At 39.5% G+C, this 16,488-nt stretch carries 22 protein-coding genes; 2 read left to right on the forward strand and 20 right to left on the reverse strand.

From position 1 onward, the window contains the following. Positions 1 to 40 precede the first annotated feature (40 nt). The 20 genes from NMM19_RS00770 to NMM19_RS00865 form a co-directional block, all read right to left on the reverse strand. A complete protein-coding gene (locus NMM19_RS00770) occupies positions 41 to 976 on the reverse strand; it encodes a manganese-dependent inorganic pyrophosphatase (protein ID WP_048689738.1) in 936 nt (311 codons plus the stop codon). Between the two features lie 85 nt (positions 977 to 1,061). Next, complete coding sequence (locus tag NMM19_RS00775; protein ID WP_178895248.1) at positions 1,062 to 1,346, reverse strand: GIY-YIG nuclease family protein; 285 nt, start codon at positions 1,344 to 1,346, stop codon at positions 1,062 to 1,064. After that, on the reverse strand, positions 1,336 to 2,085 hold the full coding sequence (locus NMM19_RS00780) for a tRNA1(Val) (adenine(37)-N6)-methyltransferase (protein WP_254729660.1): 750 nt from the start codon (positions 2,083 to 2,085) through the stop codon (positions 1,336 to 1,338). Before NMM19_RS00780 ends, NMM19_RS00775 begins: the two co-directional genes overlap by 11 nt. A 48-nt stretch (positions 2,086 to 2,133) precedes the next feature. Next, a complete protein-coding gene (locus NMM19_RS00785) occupies positions 2,134 to 2,496 on the reverse strand; it encodes a S1 RNA-binding domain-containing protein (RefSeq protein WP_004252382.1) in 363 nt (120 codons plus the stop codon). Between the two features lies 1 nt (position 2,497). Further along, entirely contained in the window at positions 2,498 to 3,898 is a 1,401-nt protein-coding gene (locus NMM19_RS00790) for a bifunctional Cof-type HAD-IIB family hydrolase/peptidylprolyl isomerase (protein WP_254729662.1), read from the reverse strand. Positions 3,899 to 3,979: 81 nt separating this feature from the next. Further along, on the reverse strand, positions 3,980 to 4,483 hold the full coding sequence (locus NMM19_RS00795) for a GNAT family N-acetyltransferase (RefSeq protein ID WP_178895251.1): 504 nt from the start codon (positions 4,481 to 4,483) through the stop codon (positions 3,980 to 3,982). Between the two features lie 170 nt (positions 4,484 to 4,653). After that, positions 4,654 to 4,893, reverse strand: a complete 240-nt coding sequence (gene rpsR / locus NMM19_RS00800; RefSeq protein WP_000068664.1) for a 30S ribosomal protein S18 — start codon at positions 4,891 to 4,893, stop codon at positions 4,654 to 4,656. Between the two features lie 31 nt (positions 4,894 to 4,924). Continuing rightward, positions 4,925 to 5,395 carry a single-stranded DNA-binding protein SsbA gene (gene ssbA, locus NMM19_RS00805; RefSeq protein WP_178895252.1) on the reverse strand — a complete coding sequence of 157 codons (471 nt, stop codon included), beginning with the start codon at positions 5,393 to 5,395 and terminating at the stop codon, positions 4,925 to 4,927. An 11-nt stretch (positions 5,396 to 5,406) separates the two neighbouring features. Continuing rightward, positions 5,407 to 5,697 carry a 30S ribosomal protein S6 gene (gene rpsF / locus NMM19_RS00810; RefSeq protein ID WP_002896497.1) on the reverse strand — a complete coding sequence of 97 codons (291 nt, stop codon included), beginning with the start codon at positions 5,695 to 5,697 and terminating at the stop codon, positions 5,407 to 5,409. A gap of 128 nt (positions 5,698 to 5,825) precedes the next feature. Continuing rightward, the gene (locus NMM19_RS00815) at positions 5,826 to 6,482 is read right to left on the reverse strand and encodes a CBS domain-containing protein (protein ID WP_178895253.1); all 657 of its coding nucleotides are present in this window, start codon (positions 6,480 to 6,482) and stop codon (positions 5,826 to 5,828) included. A 259-nt stretch (positions 6,483 to 6,741) separates the two neighbouring features. Further along, positions 6,742 to 7,452, reverse strand: a complete 711-nt coding sequence (locus tag NMM19_RS00820; protein ID WP_178895254.1) for an ABC transporter ATP-binding protein — start codon at positions 7,450 to 7,452, stop codon at positions 6,742 to 6,744. Continuing rightward, a complete protein-coding gene (locus tag NMM19_RS00825) occupies positions 7,452 to 8,216 on the reverse strand; it encodes an ABC transporter ATP-binding protein (RefSeq protein ID WP_178895255.1) in 765 nt (254 codons plus the stop codon). Before NMM19_RS00825 ends, NMM19_RS00820 begins: the two co-directional genes overlap by 1 nt. Then, positions 8,216 to 9,172 (reverse strand): branched-chain amino acid ABC transporter permease, encoded by a 957-nt coding sequence (locus NMM19_RS00830; protein WP_178895256.1) that lies wholly within the window; start codon positions 9,170 to 9,172, stop codon positions 8,216 to 8,218. Before NMM19_RS00830 ends, NMM19_RS00825 begins: the two co-directional genes overlap by 1 nt. 3 nt (positions 9,173 to 9,175) lie before the next feature. After that, positions 9,176 to 10,045: a branched-chain amino acid ABC transporter permease gene (locus NMM19_RS00835; RefSeq protein ID WP_178895257.1), complete on the reverse strand. Its 870-nt coding sequence runs from the start codon at positions 10,043 to 10,045 to the stop codon at positions 9,176 to 9,178. A gap of 116 nt (positions 10,046 to 10,161) precedes the next feature. Then, positions 10,162 to 11,322 carry an ABC transporter substrate-binding protein gene (locus NMM19_RS00840; RefSeq protein WP_178895258.1) on the reverse strand — a complete coding sequence of 387 codons (1,161 nt, stop codon included), beginning with the start codon at positions 11,320 to 11,322 and terminating at the stop codon, positions 10,162 to 10,164. A gap of 88 nt (positions 11,323 to 11,410) precedes the next feature. Then, entirely contained in the window at positions 11,411 to 11,680 is a 270-nt protein-coding gene (locus NMM19_RS00845; RefSeq protein WP_178895259.1) for a YlbG family protein, read from the reverse strand. A 75-nt stretch (positions 11,681 to 11,755) separates the two neighbouring features. Beyond that, positions 11,756 to 12,346: an ATP-dependent Clp protease proteolytic subunit ClpP gene (gene clpP / locus NMM19_RS00850; RefSeq protein WP_060956027.1), complete on the reverse strand. Its 591-nt coding sequence runs from the start codon at positions 12,344 to 12,346 to the stop codon at positions 11,756 to 11,758. 162 nt (positions 12,347 to 12,508) lie between these two features. Beyond that, on the reverse strand, positions 12,509 to 13,138 hold the full coding sequence (upp, locus tag NMM19_RS00855) for a uracil phosphoribosyltransferase (RefSeq protein WP_006150334.1): 630 nt from the start codon (positions 13,136 to 13,138) through the stop codon (positions 12,509 to 12,511). 89 nt (positions 13,139 to 13,227) lie between these two features. Next, the gene (locus tag NMM19_RS00860) at positions 13,228 to 13,695 is read right to left on the reverse strand and encodes a cytidine/deoxycytidylate deaminase family protein (RefSeq protein WP_178895260.1); all 468 of its coding nucleotides are present in this window, start codon (positions 13,693 to 13,695) and stop codon (positions 13,228 to 13,230) included. An 18-nt stretch (positions 13,696 to 13,713) separates the two neighbouring features. Next, on the reverse strand, positions 13,714 to 14,271 hold the full coding sequence (locus NMM19_RS00865; protein WP_178895261.1) for a TetR/AcrR family transcriptional regulator: 558 nt from the start codon (positions 14,269 to 14,271) through the stop codon (positions 13,714 to 13,716). A 124-nt stretch (positions 14,272 to 14,395) separates the two neighbouring features. On the opposite strand from NMM19_RS00865, the gene NMM19_RS00870 reads away from it, so the two are divergent. Next, positions 14,396 to 15,241, forward strand: a complete 846-nt coding sequence (locus tag NMM19_RS00870; RefSeq protein WP_254729664.1) for a DegV family protein — start codon at positions 14,396 to 14,398, stop codon at positions 15,239 to 15,241. A 56-nt stretch (positions 15,242 to 15,297) separates the two neighbouring features. Then, on the forward strand, positions 15,298 to 16,473 hold the full coding sequence (locus tag NMM19_RS00875; RefSeq protein ID WP_178895263.1) for an NAD(P)/FAD-dependent oxidoreductase: 1,176 nt from the start codon (positions 15,298 to 15,300) through the stop codon (positions 16,471 to 16,473). The last annotated feature ends 15 nt before the right edge of the window (positions 16,474 to 16,488 follow it).

Consider the following 16,488-nt stretch of genomic DNA (forward strand, 5'->3'; position numbering starts at 1 on the left):
GTCGAAACTCCTTTTTAATACTGGGTTTTCCCATCTATCATTATGCATTAAAGCTTTCAGTCAATTGTGGTACTACTTGTTTCTTACGTGAAACAGCACCTGGAAGGAAGGCATGGTTGTTTTCAAGTTTGAAATTGAAAGCTGCTTCTACCTTGTCCATATTAGCACCAAGAGCCAAAATTTCTGAGTTTGAATTCACAATATCAGTAATCATCAAAACAAAGTCAGAGTAGCCGTTAGCTGCATTTGCTGCTTGAATGGCTGCTTCGATTTCAGCTTGGCGTTCCAAGACTTCAGCAATATCAACTGTGTTGACTTGAGCCACACGAACGTTGTTTCCGTTGAGTTCAAAAGTCTTAGCATCGATGTCGATCAATTCTTCTGCTGATTTACTTGCTAAGTTTGTACCAGCCTTGAGCATTGCAAGACCGTATTCTTCCAAGTTAACGCCAGCCAATTCAGCCAATTCAGGTGCAATCACTTTATCAGATGGGTGTGTTGTTGGAGATTTCAAAAGAAGAGTATCTGAAATCAAACCTGAAAGCATCAAACCTGCAATTTCTTTTGGTACAGCTACGCCATGCTCTTTGAACATGCGGTATACGATAGAAGATGCTGATCCAACTGGCTCCAAACGCATGTAAAGTGGGCTAGCAGTTTCAAAGTTAGCCACACGGTGGTGGTCCACTACACCGTAAACTTCTACTTCAGCGATATCTGAAACAGATTGTTGGAATTCATTGTGGTCTGTTAAGATGACTTGCTCTGCACCTTCTGCTTTAGCTGATGTGATCACGCGTGGTGCTTCCACACCAAAATAGTCCAATACGAAAGCTGTTTCTTCATTTGGAGTACCAAGAGCTACTGCTTCTGTATCCAAACCATAAGCTTCTTTTGCAAGATAAGCGAAGGCTACTGATGAACCGATAGCATCTGAATCTGGATTTTGGTGACCAAATACTAGAATCTTAGACATGATAATACCTCGTTTCTTTATTCTCTTTATTGTAGCATTTTTTTCAATTTTTGACAAAAGTAAGAGAAACCTAAAGGGCTTCTCTTTATAGGTTAAAAGCATTCACTAGATTTTTATTTTGATTATCGTTTAGGTAGCTTTCCTTCTGAGGACGCTTCTTCCGTTTGAGTAGAGCCTCAGCCGACATTGCTTCTTCCTTACTATCAAAACCTTCTACATAGATGAGTTTTACTGGTAATCTAGCTCGTGTATACTTGGCTCCTTTGCCACTATTGTGGACAGCGACACGTCTCTTGACATCTGTTGTATAGCCTGTATAGTAGGAACCATCACGGCACTCAACCACATACATATAAGCCTTATGATCCATAGTAAATCTCTTGAATTTCTGGTGTATAAGTACCATCACTATTATGAACAATGAGGGGTGGTAAAACCTTAAAGCCACTAGTGGAACCGTCCTTGATAGCCTCAATCAAAAGCATATTAGCTTCCTTCTCCCGTTTAGGGTAAACAAATTGTAGGCGCTTTGGAGCCAGATTATGCTGTTGGAGTGTAGCTAAAATATCTAATAATCTATCTGGACGATGAACCATTGCCAAACGCCCGTTTGATTTGAGAATACTCTGGGCACTACGACAGATTTCCTTGAGATTGGTCGTAATTTCATGCCGAGCTAAAAGGTAATGCTCGCTTTCGTTCAGATTAGAATTTGGATCTACCTTAAAATAAGGCGGATTGCACAAAATCAAATCGACCTTGCTCCCCTGAATGTAGCTAGGCATGTTCTTCAAATCATCACAAATAACCTGCATCTGCTCTTCCAAGCCGTTTAAACGCACTGACCGTTCAGCCATATCAGCGAGACGTTCCTGAATTTCTACAGATAGAATTTTAGCTTTGGTACGACTACTGGCAAAAAGCCCAACAGCTCCATTGCCCGCACAGAAATCCACTATCAACCCATTTTTAGGAAAACGAGGAAAACGAGACAGGAGAACACTATCCACGGAATAGCTGAAAACCTCTCTATTTTGAATAATCTTGATATCTGTAGAGAAGAGTTGGTTAATGCGCTCTCCTGATTTTAATAATTGTTCTTCGTTCATACTTCTATTATAACAAAATATAATAACATCACAATGATTTGAGGGATATCAATTACTGTTTTTCTTTAAATGCTCCAAGGCTTCTCGTGTCCAAACAGGCATCATGCGACCAAGCGGCGCGAATCCATGTTTGATGCGATCATTCGAAAAACGTCTCCGTCTAGGAAGTTGATGTTTTTCTTCTTCCAAGGTACGAATGGAAAGGCTAGCCTTCCCTGTATATTCGTCAAAATCTACTACTTGTACCTGGACTTCATCACCAATTTTTAAAACCTCGTAAATATTTTCGATAAATCCTGTCCGAATCTCCGAGATATGAATTAGGCCTGTCACTCCTGTTTCTAACTCAACAAAAGCTCCATAGGGCTGAATCCCAGTAATACGGCCATTTAGCTTATCACCGATTTTCATTTTAGTCCTCAATTTCAATAGTTTCAATGACTACGTCGTCAACTGGCTTGTCCATGGCACCTGTTTCGACACCTGCAATTGCATCCAGAACTTCATAAGAAACTTCATCCGCAAGTTGGCCGAATACTGTATGACGACGGTCTAGGTGAGGAGTTCCACCTTGTTCAGCATAAATTTCCGCAATTGGTTCTGGCCAACCACCACGAGCAATTTCTTTCTTAGAATATGGCAAGTGTTGATTTTGCACGATAAAGAACTGGCTACCATTTGTATTTGGCCCAGCATTTGCCATAGAAAGAGCTCCGCGAACATTGTAGAGCTCTTCTGAAAACTCATCTTCAAAAGATTGACCATAGATAGACTCGCCACCCATACCTGTACCAGTTGGATCTCCACCTTGAATCATAAAATCTTTAATAATACGGTGGAAAATCACACCGTCATAGTAACCATCTTTTGACAGAGCAATAAAGTTGGCTACTGTTTTTGGTGCGTGATCAGGAAAAAGCTTAATACGCATATCCCCATGATTTGTCTTAATAGTCGCAATTGGACCATCTACTGCTTCAATGTCTACTTGTGGAAAATGTAATTCTTTTTCTACCATACCAAATCCTTCTAAGGCATCAAAGATGCCATCTTCTTCTAATGTTTTTGTAATATAATCTGCTTTTTCTTTGATTTTTTCATGAGAAATACCCATGGCAATACTAATGCCTGCATAATCAAAGAGTTCTAAATCGTTAAGACCGTCCCCAAAAACCATAACGTTTTCTGGTTTTAAACCTAATTGGTCTACAACTTTTGCAACTCCAGCTGCTTTTGAACCGGAAATCGGCACAACATCTGATGAATATTCATGCCAGCGTACCATACGTAAAGTCGATGCTAAACTTTCAGGCAACGTCAAATCATCTCCCTGATCCTCAAATGTCCACATCTGATAAATATCTTCTTTTCGGTAGAAATCAGGGTCCACCTCTAAATTAGGATAAATCGGGTCAATCGCCTGGCTAATCGTCTCTGTTCGTCTTGATAGTTTAGCAGCATGACTACCCACCAAACCGTAATCAATCCCAACTTCCTTGGTCCAAGCAATATACTCTTCTACCTTATCCTTAGCAATTTTATTACTATATATGACATGGCCTTTTTTATCCTCAATATAGGCACCATTCAAGGTCACAAAGAAATCTGGCTTAAGTTCCTGAATCTCTGGCACAACACCAAATATGCCCCGACCAGTCGCAATTCCTGTCAAGATTCCCTTCTCACGCAATTGTTGAAATACTGTAGGAATAGTACTTGGAATAAAGCCAGTCTTTGAATTACGTAAAGTATCATCTATATCAAAAAAGATAATCTTAATCTTCTTAGCCTTGTATCTTAACTTGGCATCCATTATAATACCTCCTTCAATTCACTCTTTCCATTATACCATAAAGTAGAGAATTCCCCTATCTTCAAAGAAATTTGCTACCTCTTATTCGAATTCCTTAGATAAGTACAAAACTAAATCATCATTGTTTTGACTAGTAGCGTTCATTTCCAAGGGTTGATTTCTATACCAAACACCCGTCCCATCTGGAATGTAGCCCCGTCTGATATACAATCTCTGGGCAGGACCATAGCCTAAGTGCAAACCTACACCAAGAGTGACCTTACTCGAAACAAACTTGACTCGTTTTTCTGCTTCTTCTAGCAGTTGATTCCCAATCCCTTGATTTCGAAAAGGCTCAAACACATTAAAATCTGATAATTCTGGATAGACTTCTGCAAAAGGACCATGTTTAGCAGAGGGCAAAATGGTAACGTAGCCCGCTACAGCACCATCAATCTCTGCAACTAAGACTTCTCTCTCCCCACTTTCCTGTTCCAGAAAATATCTAGCCAAAATTTCCTCTCTACCTGGCCAACCTTGATTCATAAATCCATGAGATAAGGATTCAATGTCAGACTTAATCATATTTCTAATCGTACAATTCATCTTTGACTTACCAACCTTTACTCTTTCTATTACCATTATAGCACGCTAAGGTCAGAAAAAAACTATCTCGTGAAAAAAGACCCGTAAGGGTCTTACTCGCTCTCACATTTCCATGCTCGTGAAAAAGAGGTCCGGTGGACCTGAAAAAAAGACCCACCCGGGTCTTTTTTTTAATCTTCGTTTACGAAAGGCATCAAAGCCATTACGCGAGCGCGTTTGATAGCTGTTGTTACTTTACGTTGGTTTTTAGCTGAAGTTCCAGTTACACGACGTGGAAGGATTTTCCCACGTTCTGAAACGAAACGGCTAAGAAGCTCAGTATCTTTGTAATCAACATATTCAATTTTGTTTGCTGCGATGTAATCAACTTTTTTACGGCGTTTGAATCCGCCACGACGTTGTTGAGCCATGTTTTTTCTCCTTTATAGTATTAATTGTCCATTAGAATGGTAAATCATCGTCTGAAATATCCAATGGATTGGTTGTTCCAAATGGATTTTCATCTCGTGAAAAGTCAGGTACTGATTGTGTAGGTGCTGAATAATTTGAACTTGGTGCAGAATGACCTCCACCAGTTTGACCTTCACGCACGCTACGGCTTTCCAACATTTGGAAATTTTCAGCTACGACTTCAGTCACGTAGACACGTTGTCCTTGCTGGTTATCGTAACTACGAGTCTGGATACGACCTGTAACCCCGATAAGTGAGCCTTTTTTAGCCCAGTTAGCAAGGTTTTCAGCCTGTTGGCGCCACATTACGACATTGATAAAATCAGCCTCACGTTCACCATTTTGACTCTTGAATGTACGGTTTACTGCAAGAGTAAAAGTAGCTACTGCTACATTTGATGGGGTATAACGCAACTCAGCGTCACGTACCATACGCCCTACAAGTACAACATTGTTAATCATAATCTACCTTCTTACGCGTCAAGCTTGACGATCATGTGACGAAGAATGTCAGCGTTGATTTTTGACAAACGGTCAAACTCTTTAAGAGCTGCATCATCGTTTGCTTCAACGTTAACGATGTGGTAAAGTCCTTCACGGAAATCTTGGATTTCGTATGCAAGACGACGTTTTTCCCAATCTTTTGATTCAACAACAGTTGCACCATTGTCAGTCAAGATAGAGTCAAAACGTGCTACCAAAGCGTTTTTCGCTTCTTCTTCAATGTTTGGACGAATGATATAAAGAATTTCGTATTTAGCCATTGATATGTTCCTCCTTTTGGTCTAATGACCCCAAGTCTTTGCATGGGGTAAGTGAGGTTTGCTCACAATAAACTATTATACTAGAAAAAAATTTTTTTCGCAAGTATAAAACAATGATAGTTTATTTTTTAGAGTTTTTTTGCTGCAGTTTTGGTAATTTCATCTACGAAAATATTCTCTTCTTCAAATTTCTTCTTCAAGGAACTAAGATCAACCGTTCCCTCAATTTGGACTTCGATAACAATCTTACCATCTTTACGTGGAATATTAACAGTATGAGAAATATTAAGATTTTCCTCAACGATTAAAGAAACAATCTTACCGAGTACCCCAACTTCATTTTCTGTGATAAAACGAACACGGATTCCCTCTTCACCATAACCAGCAATTTCAAGAAAGGCTCCGAATACATCTCGATCTGTTATAACGCCATACAATTGACCATTATCAACAACTGGTAAGATACCAATCTTATTTTTCAACATGAGATAGGTTGCATCTTCCAAACTAGCATATCCTGAAACAGTAACAACATCACGAATCATGACATCTTTTACCTTTGTCTTGTTTAGCAAGTAGTTCATCTCAAAGATTGAAAGACTAGTTGCTTTTGATGGACTAGCTTCAGCAATTGTTCCTTCTGTCACCAATCCTACTAATTTATCATTTTCAATAACAGGAAGACGGTGCAAGCCTTGTTCACGCATTAAATCTGCTGCATGCGCAACAGTTGTATCAGGACTAATATAAACGACCTTACGAGTCATAAAATCTTTAACTGCCATAGGAAATCTCCTTTATGTTTATAGTTTTATTATACACTTTTTACGGAAAGCTATCAAACGCTTTCATTTCTTTTTCAAGATTCAGAAAAATCTGAAGGACTTTACGAAAAAGAGCTCAACTTAGAGCCCTTAATCTTATACTTATGTAGATTGTATGATTGCTTTGCAATCTCTATCCGCCGACTAAATGGTCCCCCGGACTAATGTGGATTGCTTGCGCAATCTTTATCTGCCGACTAAAACAATCCACTGGATTGTTTTAGCCACCTAGATATGCTTTTCTGACTTCATCTGATGCTGCGAGTTCTTTTCCTGTTCCTGATAGGACAATCTTTCCTGTTTCAAGAACATATCCTCGGTCAGCGATGGCTAGTGCTTTATTAGCATTTTGCTCAATTAAGAGAACGGTTGTTCCTTGTTTTTGAATATCTTGGATGATATCAAAAATTTCTTGGATAAAAATCGGAGCAAGACCCATTGATGGTTCATCCAAAAGAAGGAGTTTTGGTGTCGACATAAGTGCACGCCCCATGGCAAGCATCTGCTGTTCACCACCAGATAGAGTTGCTGCATCCTGGTTTTTACGTTCTTCCAAACGTGGGAAACGTGAAAATACCTTCTTCAAATTAGCTTGGTTCTCTTCACGATTTTTCTTAAGAAAAGCTCCCATCTCCAAGTTTTCCATAACTGTCAAACCAGGGAAGACATGACGACCTTCTGGTACTTGAGAAAGTCCTGATGCCACAATCTTCTGTGCAGGCATCTTTTGGATTTCTTGACTCAAAAATTCAATTCGACCAGAACTTGGACGAACAAGTCCTGATAGAGTACGAAGAATAGTTGTTTTACCTGCACCGTTAGCACCGATTAGAGAAACAACTTCTCCTTCATTGACTTCAAAGCTTACATCACGTACAGCTTGAATCATACCGTAGTGTACTGAGAGGTTTTCAACTTTTAACATAGACATTAGGCTTCACCTCCAAGATAAGCTTCGATAACGCGTTTGTTGTTCTTAATTTCATCTGGTGTTCCATGAGCAATCAAACGACCATACTCAAGAACATAGATACGCTCTGTGACCTCCATGACCAAGTTCATATCATGTTCAATCAGCATGATAGTAATATTGAATTCATCTTTGATACGACGAATCAACTCAGTCAATTCTGCCGTTTCTTGTGGATTCATTCCCGCTGCAGGCTCATCCAAGAAAAGAATTTTAGGTTCTGTGGCAAGAGCACGAACAATCTCCAAACGACGTTGTTGACCATAAGCTAAGTTTTTAGCTAAAGTTTCAGCATCACCATCTAAATCAAAGATTTTTAGTAATTCTAAAGCTTTGGCTTTCAATTCTTCTTTATTCTTATAGAAAGCTGGCAAGCGCAAGAAACTAGCAAATACATGTTGTTTATGATGATTGCTAAATGCGATGAGAACATTGTCCAAAACTGTCAGGTCTTTAAAAAGACGAATATTTTGGAAGGTACGCCCTAAACCAAGGGATGCGATTTTATAAGGTTGCTTCCCATTTAGTAAGTGTCCATCCAAAGTAACAGTTCCTTCACTCGGTTCATAAACTCCTGTCAGCAAGTTGAAAAGAGTTGTTTTGCCCGCTCCATTCGGTCCAATCAAGCCAACAAGTTCACCTTCATTCAATTCGAGAGTTACATCTCCAACAGCCGTCAAACCACCAAAATGTTTGGTTAAGTTTTTTACTTCAAGTAATGCCATTAGTTTTGTCCCTCCTTCTTACCTTTTTTAAAGAGACGTGATAGGCTCAATTCCCATGTACCAAGGAGTCCACCTGGTCTGAAAATCATAACAAGTACCAAAGCCAAAGCATAGATAATCATACGAACGCTAGCAACGTCTTGGAGTAACATATTCAAAATACCAAGAACAATGGCCGCAACAATTGATCCTGTGATTGATCCCAAACCACCAAATACAACGATGATCAAAACGTTGATAGAGTTGATAAAACTATAATCTTTTGGTACAACTGAACCGACAAATCCTGCTTGGAGTGATCCTGCAATACTTGCAGTCATAGCTCCAAATACAAAAGCAATAATTTTGATTTTTGTTGTATTGACCCCTACTGACTCAGCCGCAATTTCATCTTCACGAACAGACAAGGTTAAACGACCGATTGGACTACGTAAAAAGTTCAGTGTTAAAATAGTTGTAATCACGGCAAAGATATATACCATTTGCCAGTTAGTGAAACTTGGAATTCCCAAAATACCTGCAGCTCCATTTGTAAGATTACCGCCATTGACAATTAAGATACGAATAATCTCAGCAACCCCAAGTGTCGCAACTGCAAGATAGTCCCCCTTCAAACGGAGGGTAGGAATTCCTACGATGAGGGCAACTAAACCAGCAATGATGGCGCCGAGCAACATAGCTCCAAAGAAGGCACCATAAGTTGGAGATTTTGAACCGATAATAGCTGCAGCATAAGCACCGATAGCCATAAATCCAGCATGTCCAAGTGAAAATTGGCCAGAGAAACCAACGATTAGGTTAAGTCCTACTGCAAGAATAATGTTGATACCGATTTGCTCCAGAATTTGAATATGGAAAAGGTTTAAAATACCAAGTGAAACTAAGAGGCTAATCATACCATATCCAAGCAACAAAAGGAATATCCAGAGAATATTAGCTTTTACATTTACTTTCATTGTTTACACCTTCTCTTTCACATTCTTACCAAGGATACCAGCTGGACGAACAATCAAGATTAAGAGCAAGATTCCATACACGATGGCATCACGGAAATCTGACAATCCAAAAGCGATTGCAAAAGTTTCCAATAGACCAATTACAAAACCTCCAAGAGCTGCACCAGGTATGATACCGATACCACCAAGAACGGCAGCAACGAAAGATTTAATACCTGGAGTCATTCCCATCAATGGTTCGAGAGAGTTGTAATAAAGGGCAATCAAGACACCTGCTGCACCAGCCAGAGCTGATCCTAAGGCAAAGGTGAAACTGATTGTACGGTTTACGTTGATCCCCATCAACTGAGCTGCATCACTATCTACAGATACGGCACGCATGGCCTTCCCCATTTTTGTTTTTTGCACGATGAGTTGCAAAAGAATCATCAAGACAATCGAAACTGTCAAAATCAACAATTGAATATTTGTTAGACTGATTGGACCCAAGTCATAACGAACTGTTTGGATTGCTTGAGGAAAGGCACGTGTATTGGCACCTACTAGATAGACCATTCCATACTCAAGCAAGAAGGATACCCCAATAGCAGTAATCAATACAGAGATACGAGTTGAATGTCGGAGTGGACGGTAGGCTAGAAACTCGATGATAACACCGAGAATAGCTGAGCCAATCATGGACAAAATTAAGGCTAAAAAGAAATTTAAATGGAGGGCATTAATCAAGAAATAACCCATGAAAGCACCCATCATATAGATATCACCATGGGCAAAGTTAATAAGCTTGATAATTCCATAAACCATGGTATAACCCAGGGCTAGTAGCGCATAAACACTCCCTAGGATCAAACCATTGACAAGTTGTTGAAGCATATGGTTCACTCTTTCTAAGTTTTATTTTTAGGATTTTTCTAAAAAAATAATCCCTTTATAAATACCGAAACAGGGAGTGAGTAAAAGCTCATTCCCCATTTACGATATCTATAAGATTAAGGTTTTACGACTTCTGCCGCTTCTACTTTACCATTATTCATGGTCATCATGAAGGCTGTTTTCACAGTGTTGTGATCTGCATCAAAGCTTGTTTGACCTGTAACACCTTCGAAGTTTTGTGTTTTAGCAAGATTGTTCTTGATATCAACTGAAGTTTTTGCACCTTTTGCTGCATTTGCTACAAGGTAAACTGAGTCATATGCAAGAGCTGCAAAAGTTGAAGGCTCTTCATTGTATTTCGCACGGTATGCTTCAAGGAAAGCTTTCGCCTTATCTGACACATCAACTGTTGATGAGAAACCAGAGATGAAGTAAATGTTTGATGCGCGTTCTGCTGTTGCTTGTTGAACAAACTCTTCACCATTAAATCCATCACCACCGATGATTGGCTTATCAATTCCCATACCACGAGCTTGGTTTACAATCTTACCAGCTTCTGTGTAGTAACCTGGCAATACGATAGCATCAAAGTCTTTATCTTTGATTTTTGTCAAAGCTGCTTGGAAATCTGTATCACCTGATACAAATGTTTCATCTGCTACGATTTCACCTTTAAATGATTCACGGAAAGCTTTTGCAACACCTTTAGCATAGTCACTTGAGTTATCAGTATACAAAACAACTTTCTTAGCGTTCAATTTGTTTGAAACGTAGTTTGAGATGATTTTTCCTTGGAAACTATCTTGGAATGTTCCGATGAAGAGGAAGTCTTGTCCTTTTGTCAAACCATCTTGAGTAGCACTTGGCGAGATTAATGGCACACCAGCTTGAGTAGCGTTTGCCACTGCAGCAGCAGTTGCTCCAGAAGTCGCAGGCCCTACGATAGCTGCTACTTTTGATTGAGTAACAAGGTTTGTAGAAACTGAAGCCGCTTCAGCAGTTTCAGATTTGTTATCTTTATCTACAACTTCGATTTGTTTTCCATCAACACCACCAGCAGCATTGATTTGATCAACTGCAAGTTGAGCACCCTTTTGTTCAGATGTACCGTAAGCAGCTACTGCTCCAGTCTCTTCGAAGTTGAAACCAATTTTTACAACTTTTTCATCAATTGGGTTACCAGTTGTGTTTGAAGCTCCTGACTTCACTTCCCCACAAGCTGCTAAGAGAGCTGTACTTGCAAGAGCTACAAGTGATAATGCAAATTTTTTCTTCATGTTTATCTCCTTTTTATGTTCAATTTAAATTACATGTTAAGAATATACCGAATTATCAGAAAATTGTCAACAAGTTTCTCTCACTTTTTTAAATGATAACGTTTTCGTTGGTTTTATATAGGTTACCAACGAAAGGAGTTTCCAATTCTTGAATATGACAAACTCTCACTTTTTTGATAAATTTCTCTTTTCCTAAACGATTTACCAGCTCTTCCACTTCTTCTGTTGGGACATAAAGTTGTAGGTAACGATGTTTTTTTGAGTGGTAACAAATATCACCATAATTTGCGAGTTTTTTAGCATCGCGATTATAGTATAAATAGATAATCAGACCAGACCGATTCTCTTTTTGAAACATAATTCAACTTCCTTCTAACAATCTTCCTTCTATTATATCAAAAAAAACAAGCTCAGTCGAGCTTGCTTTAGTAGTTTAATTCAAAGAATTATTAGCCATAATTTCGTCAATAAAACCGTAGTCAAGAGTTTCTTGGGCACTCATCCAGTAATCACGTTCAGCGTCTGCGTGGATTTGCTCAACTGATTTGCCAGAATTATCTGCTAGGATTTGTTCTAAAGTCTTACGAGTTTTAAGCAAGTGTTCAGCAGCAATGGCCATATCAGTCTGCTGAGTACCACCACCTGTACCACCCATTGGTTGGTGAATCATGTATTCTGCATTTGGAAGCATGAAACGTTTGCCCTTTGCTCCACTTGAAGCAATAATTGTACCCATTGAGGCTGCCATTCCCATAACGATAGTTTGGACATCTGCCTTGATAAAGTTCATAGTATCAACGATTGCCAAACCAGCTGATACAGAACCTCCAGGAGTGTTTACATAAAGGTAAATATCTTTTGTACTATCTTGGGCATCCAAGAAAAGCAATTGGGCGATGACTGAATTTGCCATATTGTCTTCGACTGGTCCAGTCAACATGATAATGCGGTCCTTAAGAAGACGTGAGTAAATGTCATACGAGCGTTCTCCACGACTTGTTTGTTCAATAACTACAGGAATCATTCATTTCTCCTTTTTTGATTTCTAATTTCTTTGTTAATAGGATTATTATATATTTTTGGTCAAAAAAGGTCAAATTTTTGCTCTATCCTAATAACAGATACAAAAATTTAACCTCCTTTCAAAACTAAGACTAAGCTATAGTCTCAATATCACCTTAGAATCTTATTTTGTTCCGAACAAGCGGTCTCCTGCGTCACCAAGACCTGGAACAATATAGCCGTGTTCGTTCAAACGCTCATCCAAAGCTGCTGTAAAGATTTCTACATCTGGGTGAGCTTCTTGGAGAGCTTTGACCCCTTCAGGAGCAGATACAAGGCAGACAAACTTGATGTTTGAAGCCCCACGTTTTTTAAGGGAGTCAACAGCCAAAATCGCTGATCCACCTGTTGCAAGCATAGGGTCAACTACAAAAATTTGACGTTGGTCAATATCTTCAGGTAATTTTACTAAGTATTCTACTGGTTGAAGGGTTTCTTCGTCACGGTACATACCAATGTGCCCAACTTTGGCCGCTGGAACCAAACTCAATAGTCCATCAACCATACCAATACCTGCACGCAAGATTGGGACAATTGCCAATTTTTTACCAGCCAACTGTTTTTGAACTGTTTTTGTGATAGGTGTTTCGATTTCAACGTCTTCAAGCGGAAGATCACGAAGTACTTCATATCCCATCAACATTGCAATCTCGTTAACTAACTCACGAAAAGCTTTTGTAGAAGTGTCAGTGCGACGCAAGATTGACAATTTGTGTTGAATCAGTGGATGATTAATAACTTCAAGTTTTCCCATTTTCAGAATTCCTTCTTTCAATTTATTCTTCTTATTATATCAAAAAATGGCTTAAAAAGCTTTTTAAACCATTTATTTTTTTACAAATTCTAGATCAGGTGAGCTGCTTGGAGAGCTGCTTGCACTGTTTCAAGTGGTAAATGAGTCAACTCCGTTCCTTTTTCATGATAAAGATGCTGGGCATAGTCATCCATACGGTATTGATTGATATAAACTACACGCTCACATCCTACTTGTAGTAACTGCTTGGTACAGTTAAGGCATGGAAAATGAGTGACATAGGCTGTAAAGCCCTTTGGAACGCCACGCTCTGCCCCTTGTAAAATAGCATTTACCTCTGCATGAAGAGTGCGGACACAGTGGCCTTCAATCACCAGACAATCGTGGTCAATACAATGTTCTGTTCCTGATACAGAGCCATTATAGCCTGTTGAAACAACCTTGTTATCCTTAACTAAAACGGCTCCTACCTTGGCACGCTTACAGGTTGAACGATTGGCAATCAATAGGGCTTGAGCAGCAAAATACTCATCCCAAGCTAGTCTTTTTTCTGTCATAGTTTTTCTCCTCTTAACTTATTTTTTGAAAAATGGCAGGCGTAGATCTGCGATTTTTTCAGCAGGTACCTTCATCCCATCCTTGATCCATTTAAGCAAGACCGATACGATGGCCGAACTCCAAAATGAATGCAGGTAAGAGCTGACACCTTTTGATTTCCCGTAGTATTTTTCTAGAAATTCTTGCATAGCTTGCACAAAGATTTTTTCTAAGTGATAGTCCAGGGCAAGCTGAATAACCTTGGCTTCTTTCTTGGCTTCTCGAAAAAGATGAACCCAAACCAGATAGAGATCCGTTTTAACATCGTAATGACTCAATTGCTCCATGATGTTATGGACGCTACGTTTAAAGACACTTTCTAAAATCTCTTCTTTTGAATCATAATTTCGATAAAAAGCTGCACGAGAAACGCCAGCACGCTTGACTAACTCAGAAATGCTAATCTTAGCCAAGTCCTTTTTCTCCAAGAGTTGCAAAAGAGCTGTTTCAATCGCTTCTCTGGTTAGCAAATTAGATTCTTGGTTTGATTTTCTAAGGTTTTCAAGCGATTTTTCAGATATTTTACGTTCAGACATAACAATTTCTTTCTACTTGTGACAACAGAGAGGTACTACTTTTGTTTCAAGGGCTTTCATGATATAATTGTAAAAAAAGACAGAACCTTTGTCAATGTATAAGTGATAAAGATGGAGAATTTCTATGACTTGGAAGATTGTAGCTGACTCTGGTTGTGATTATCGCCAACTGGAAAACCCTGCTTTTGATACTGAATTTGTCAGTGTCCCCTTAAAGATTCAGGTAGCAGATCAAGTCTTTGTCGATGATGCCAATCTGGATATTGATCAGATGATGGAAACTATGTATGCGACTTCTGAAGCTTCTAAATCAGCTTGCCCTAGTCCTGATGATTACTTACGTGCTTTTGAAGGTGCCAAACATATTTTTGTAGTGACTATCACTGGAACTCTCTCTGGTAGCCACAATAGCGCTCAATTAGCTAAGAATATCTATCTCGAAGAACACCCTGATACTCAGATTCACGTTATTGATAGTTTGTCTGCTGGTGGAGAGGTTGACTTAACTGTTGAGAAAATCAATGACTTGATTCACCAAGGACTTTCATTTGAAGAGGTGGTTGAAGTTATTACTACTTACCAAGAAAAAACGAAGTTGTTGTTCGTTCTTGCTAAGGTTGATAACCTGGTTAAAAACGGTCGCCTAAGTAAGCTTATTGGTACAGTTGTCGGGCTACTCAATATTCGTATGGTTGGCGAAGCAAGTGAAACTGGAACCTTGGAACTCCTCCAAAAAGCTCGTGGTGCTAAAAAATCACTTCAAGCTGCTTATGAAGAATTGCTCAAAGCTGGCTATGCCGGTGGCCGTATCGTCATGGCTCATCGTAGCAATGAAAAATTCTGCCAACAACTCTCAGAACTCTTGCGAGAAAAGTACCCGCAAGCTAATATTAAAATTATCCCTACTTCTGGGCTTTGCAGTTTTTATGCAGAAGAAGGCGGGCTCCTCATGGGATACGAAATCAACTAATAAATCTGACAAGAGATGTCTAATCATCTCTTGTTTTTTTATGGTACAATACTCTTATGAAACATTTTGATACTATTGTCATCGGAGGTGGTCCTGCTGGTATGATGGCTACAATTTCCAGTAGCTTTTACGGGCAGAAAACACTTCTCATCGAAAAAAATAGAAAACTTGGAAAAAAATTAGCTGGAACTGGTGGTGGTCGTTGCAACGTCACTAACAACGGAACCCTAGATGACCTATTAGCCGGCATTCCTGGAAATGGGCGCTTTCTATACAGCGTCTTCTCCCAGTTTGATAACCATGATATCATCAACTTTTTCACAGAAAATGGTGTTAAACTCAAGGTTGAAGACCACGGACGTGTCTTTCCAGCCAGCGATAAATCGCGAACCATTATCGAAGCTCTGGAGAAGAAAATTACGGAACTAGGCGGGCAAATTGCCACTCAAACAGAGATTGTTTCTGTTAAAAAGATAGATGACCAGTTTGTCCTTAAGTCCGCAGACCAAACCTTCACTTGTGATAAACTCATTGTCACAACAGGTGGCAAATCCTATCCTTCTACTGGTTCAACTGGATTTGGTCACGAGATTGCTCGCCATTTTAAGCATACCATTACTGAGCTCGAAGCCGCTGAAAGTCCTTTATTGACAGATTTTCCGCATAAGGCCTTGCAGGGAATTTCGCTGGATGATGTGACTCTAAGCTATGGCAAGCATGTCATCACTCATGATCTGCTCTTTACCCACTTTGGTTTATCTGGTCCTGCTGCTCTGCGTATGTCAAGCTTAGTCAAGGGAGGTGAAGTCCTTTCTTTGGATGTCTTGCCTCAACTTTCTGAGAGCGACTTGGTGGCATTTTTAGAAGAAAATCGTGATAAATCCTTAAAAAATGCCTTAAAAGCCTTGTTGCCTGAACGCTTGGCAGAATTCTTTGTGCAAGGCTATCCAGAAAAAGTCAAACAGCTAACTGAAAAAGAACGCGACCAACTTATCCAGTCTATCAAGGCCTTCAAAATCCCTGTTACTGGTAAGATGTCCTTGGCTAAATCCTTTGTGACCAAAGGTGGCGTTAGTCTCAAGGAAATTAATCCTAAAACTCTGGAAAGCAAACTGGTTCCTGGACTTCACTTTGCTGGCGAGGTACTGGATATTAATGCCCACACAGGTGGCTTTAACATCACTTCTGCCCTCTGTACCGGATGGGTGGCAGGAAGTCTACATTATGATTAAGAAATACGAAGGAGA

The organism is Streptococcus sp. CF8_St5-17 (genome assembly GCF_024295665.1).
Classification (GTDB): Bacteria; Bacillota; Bacilli; order Lactobacillales; family Streptococcaceae; genus Streptococcus.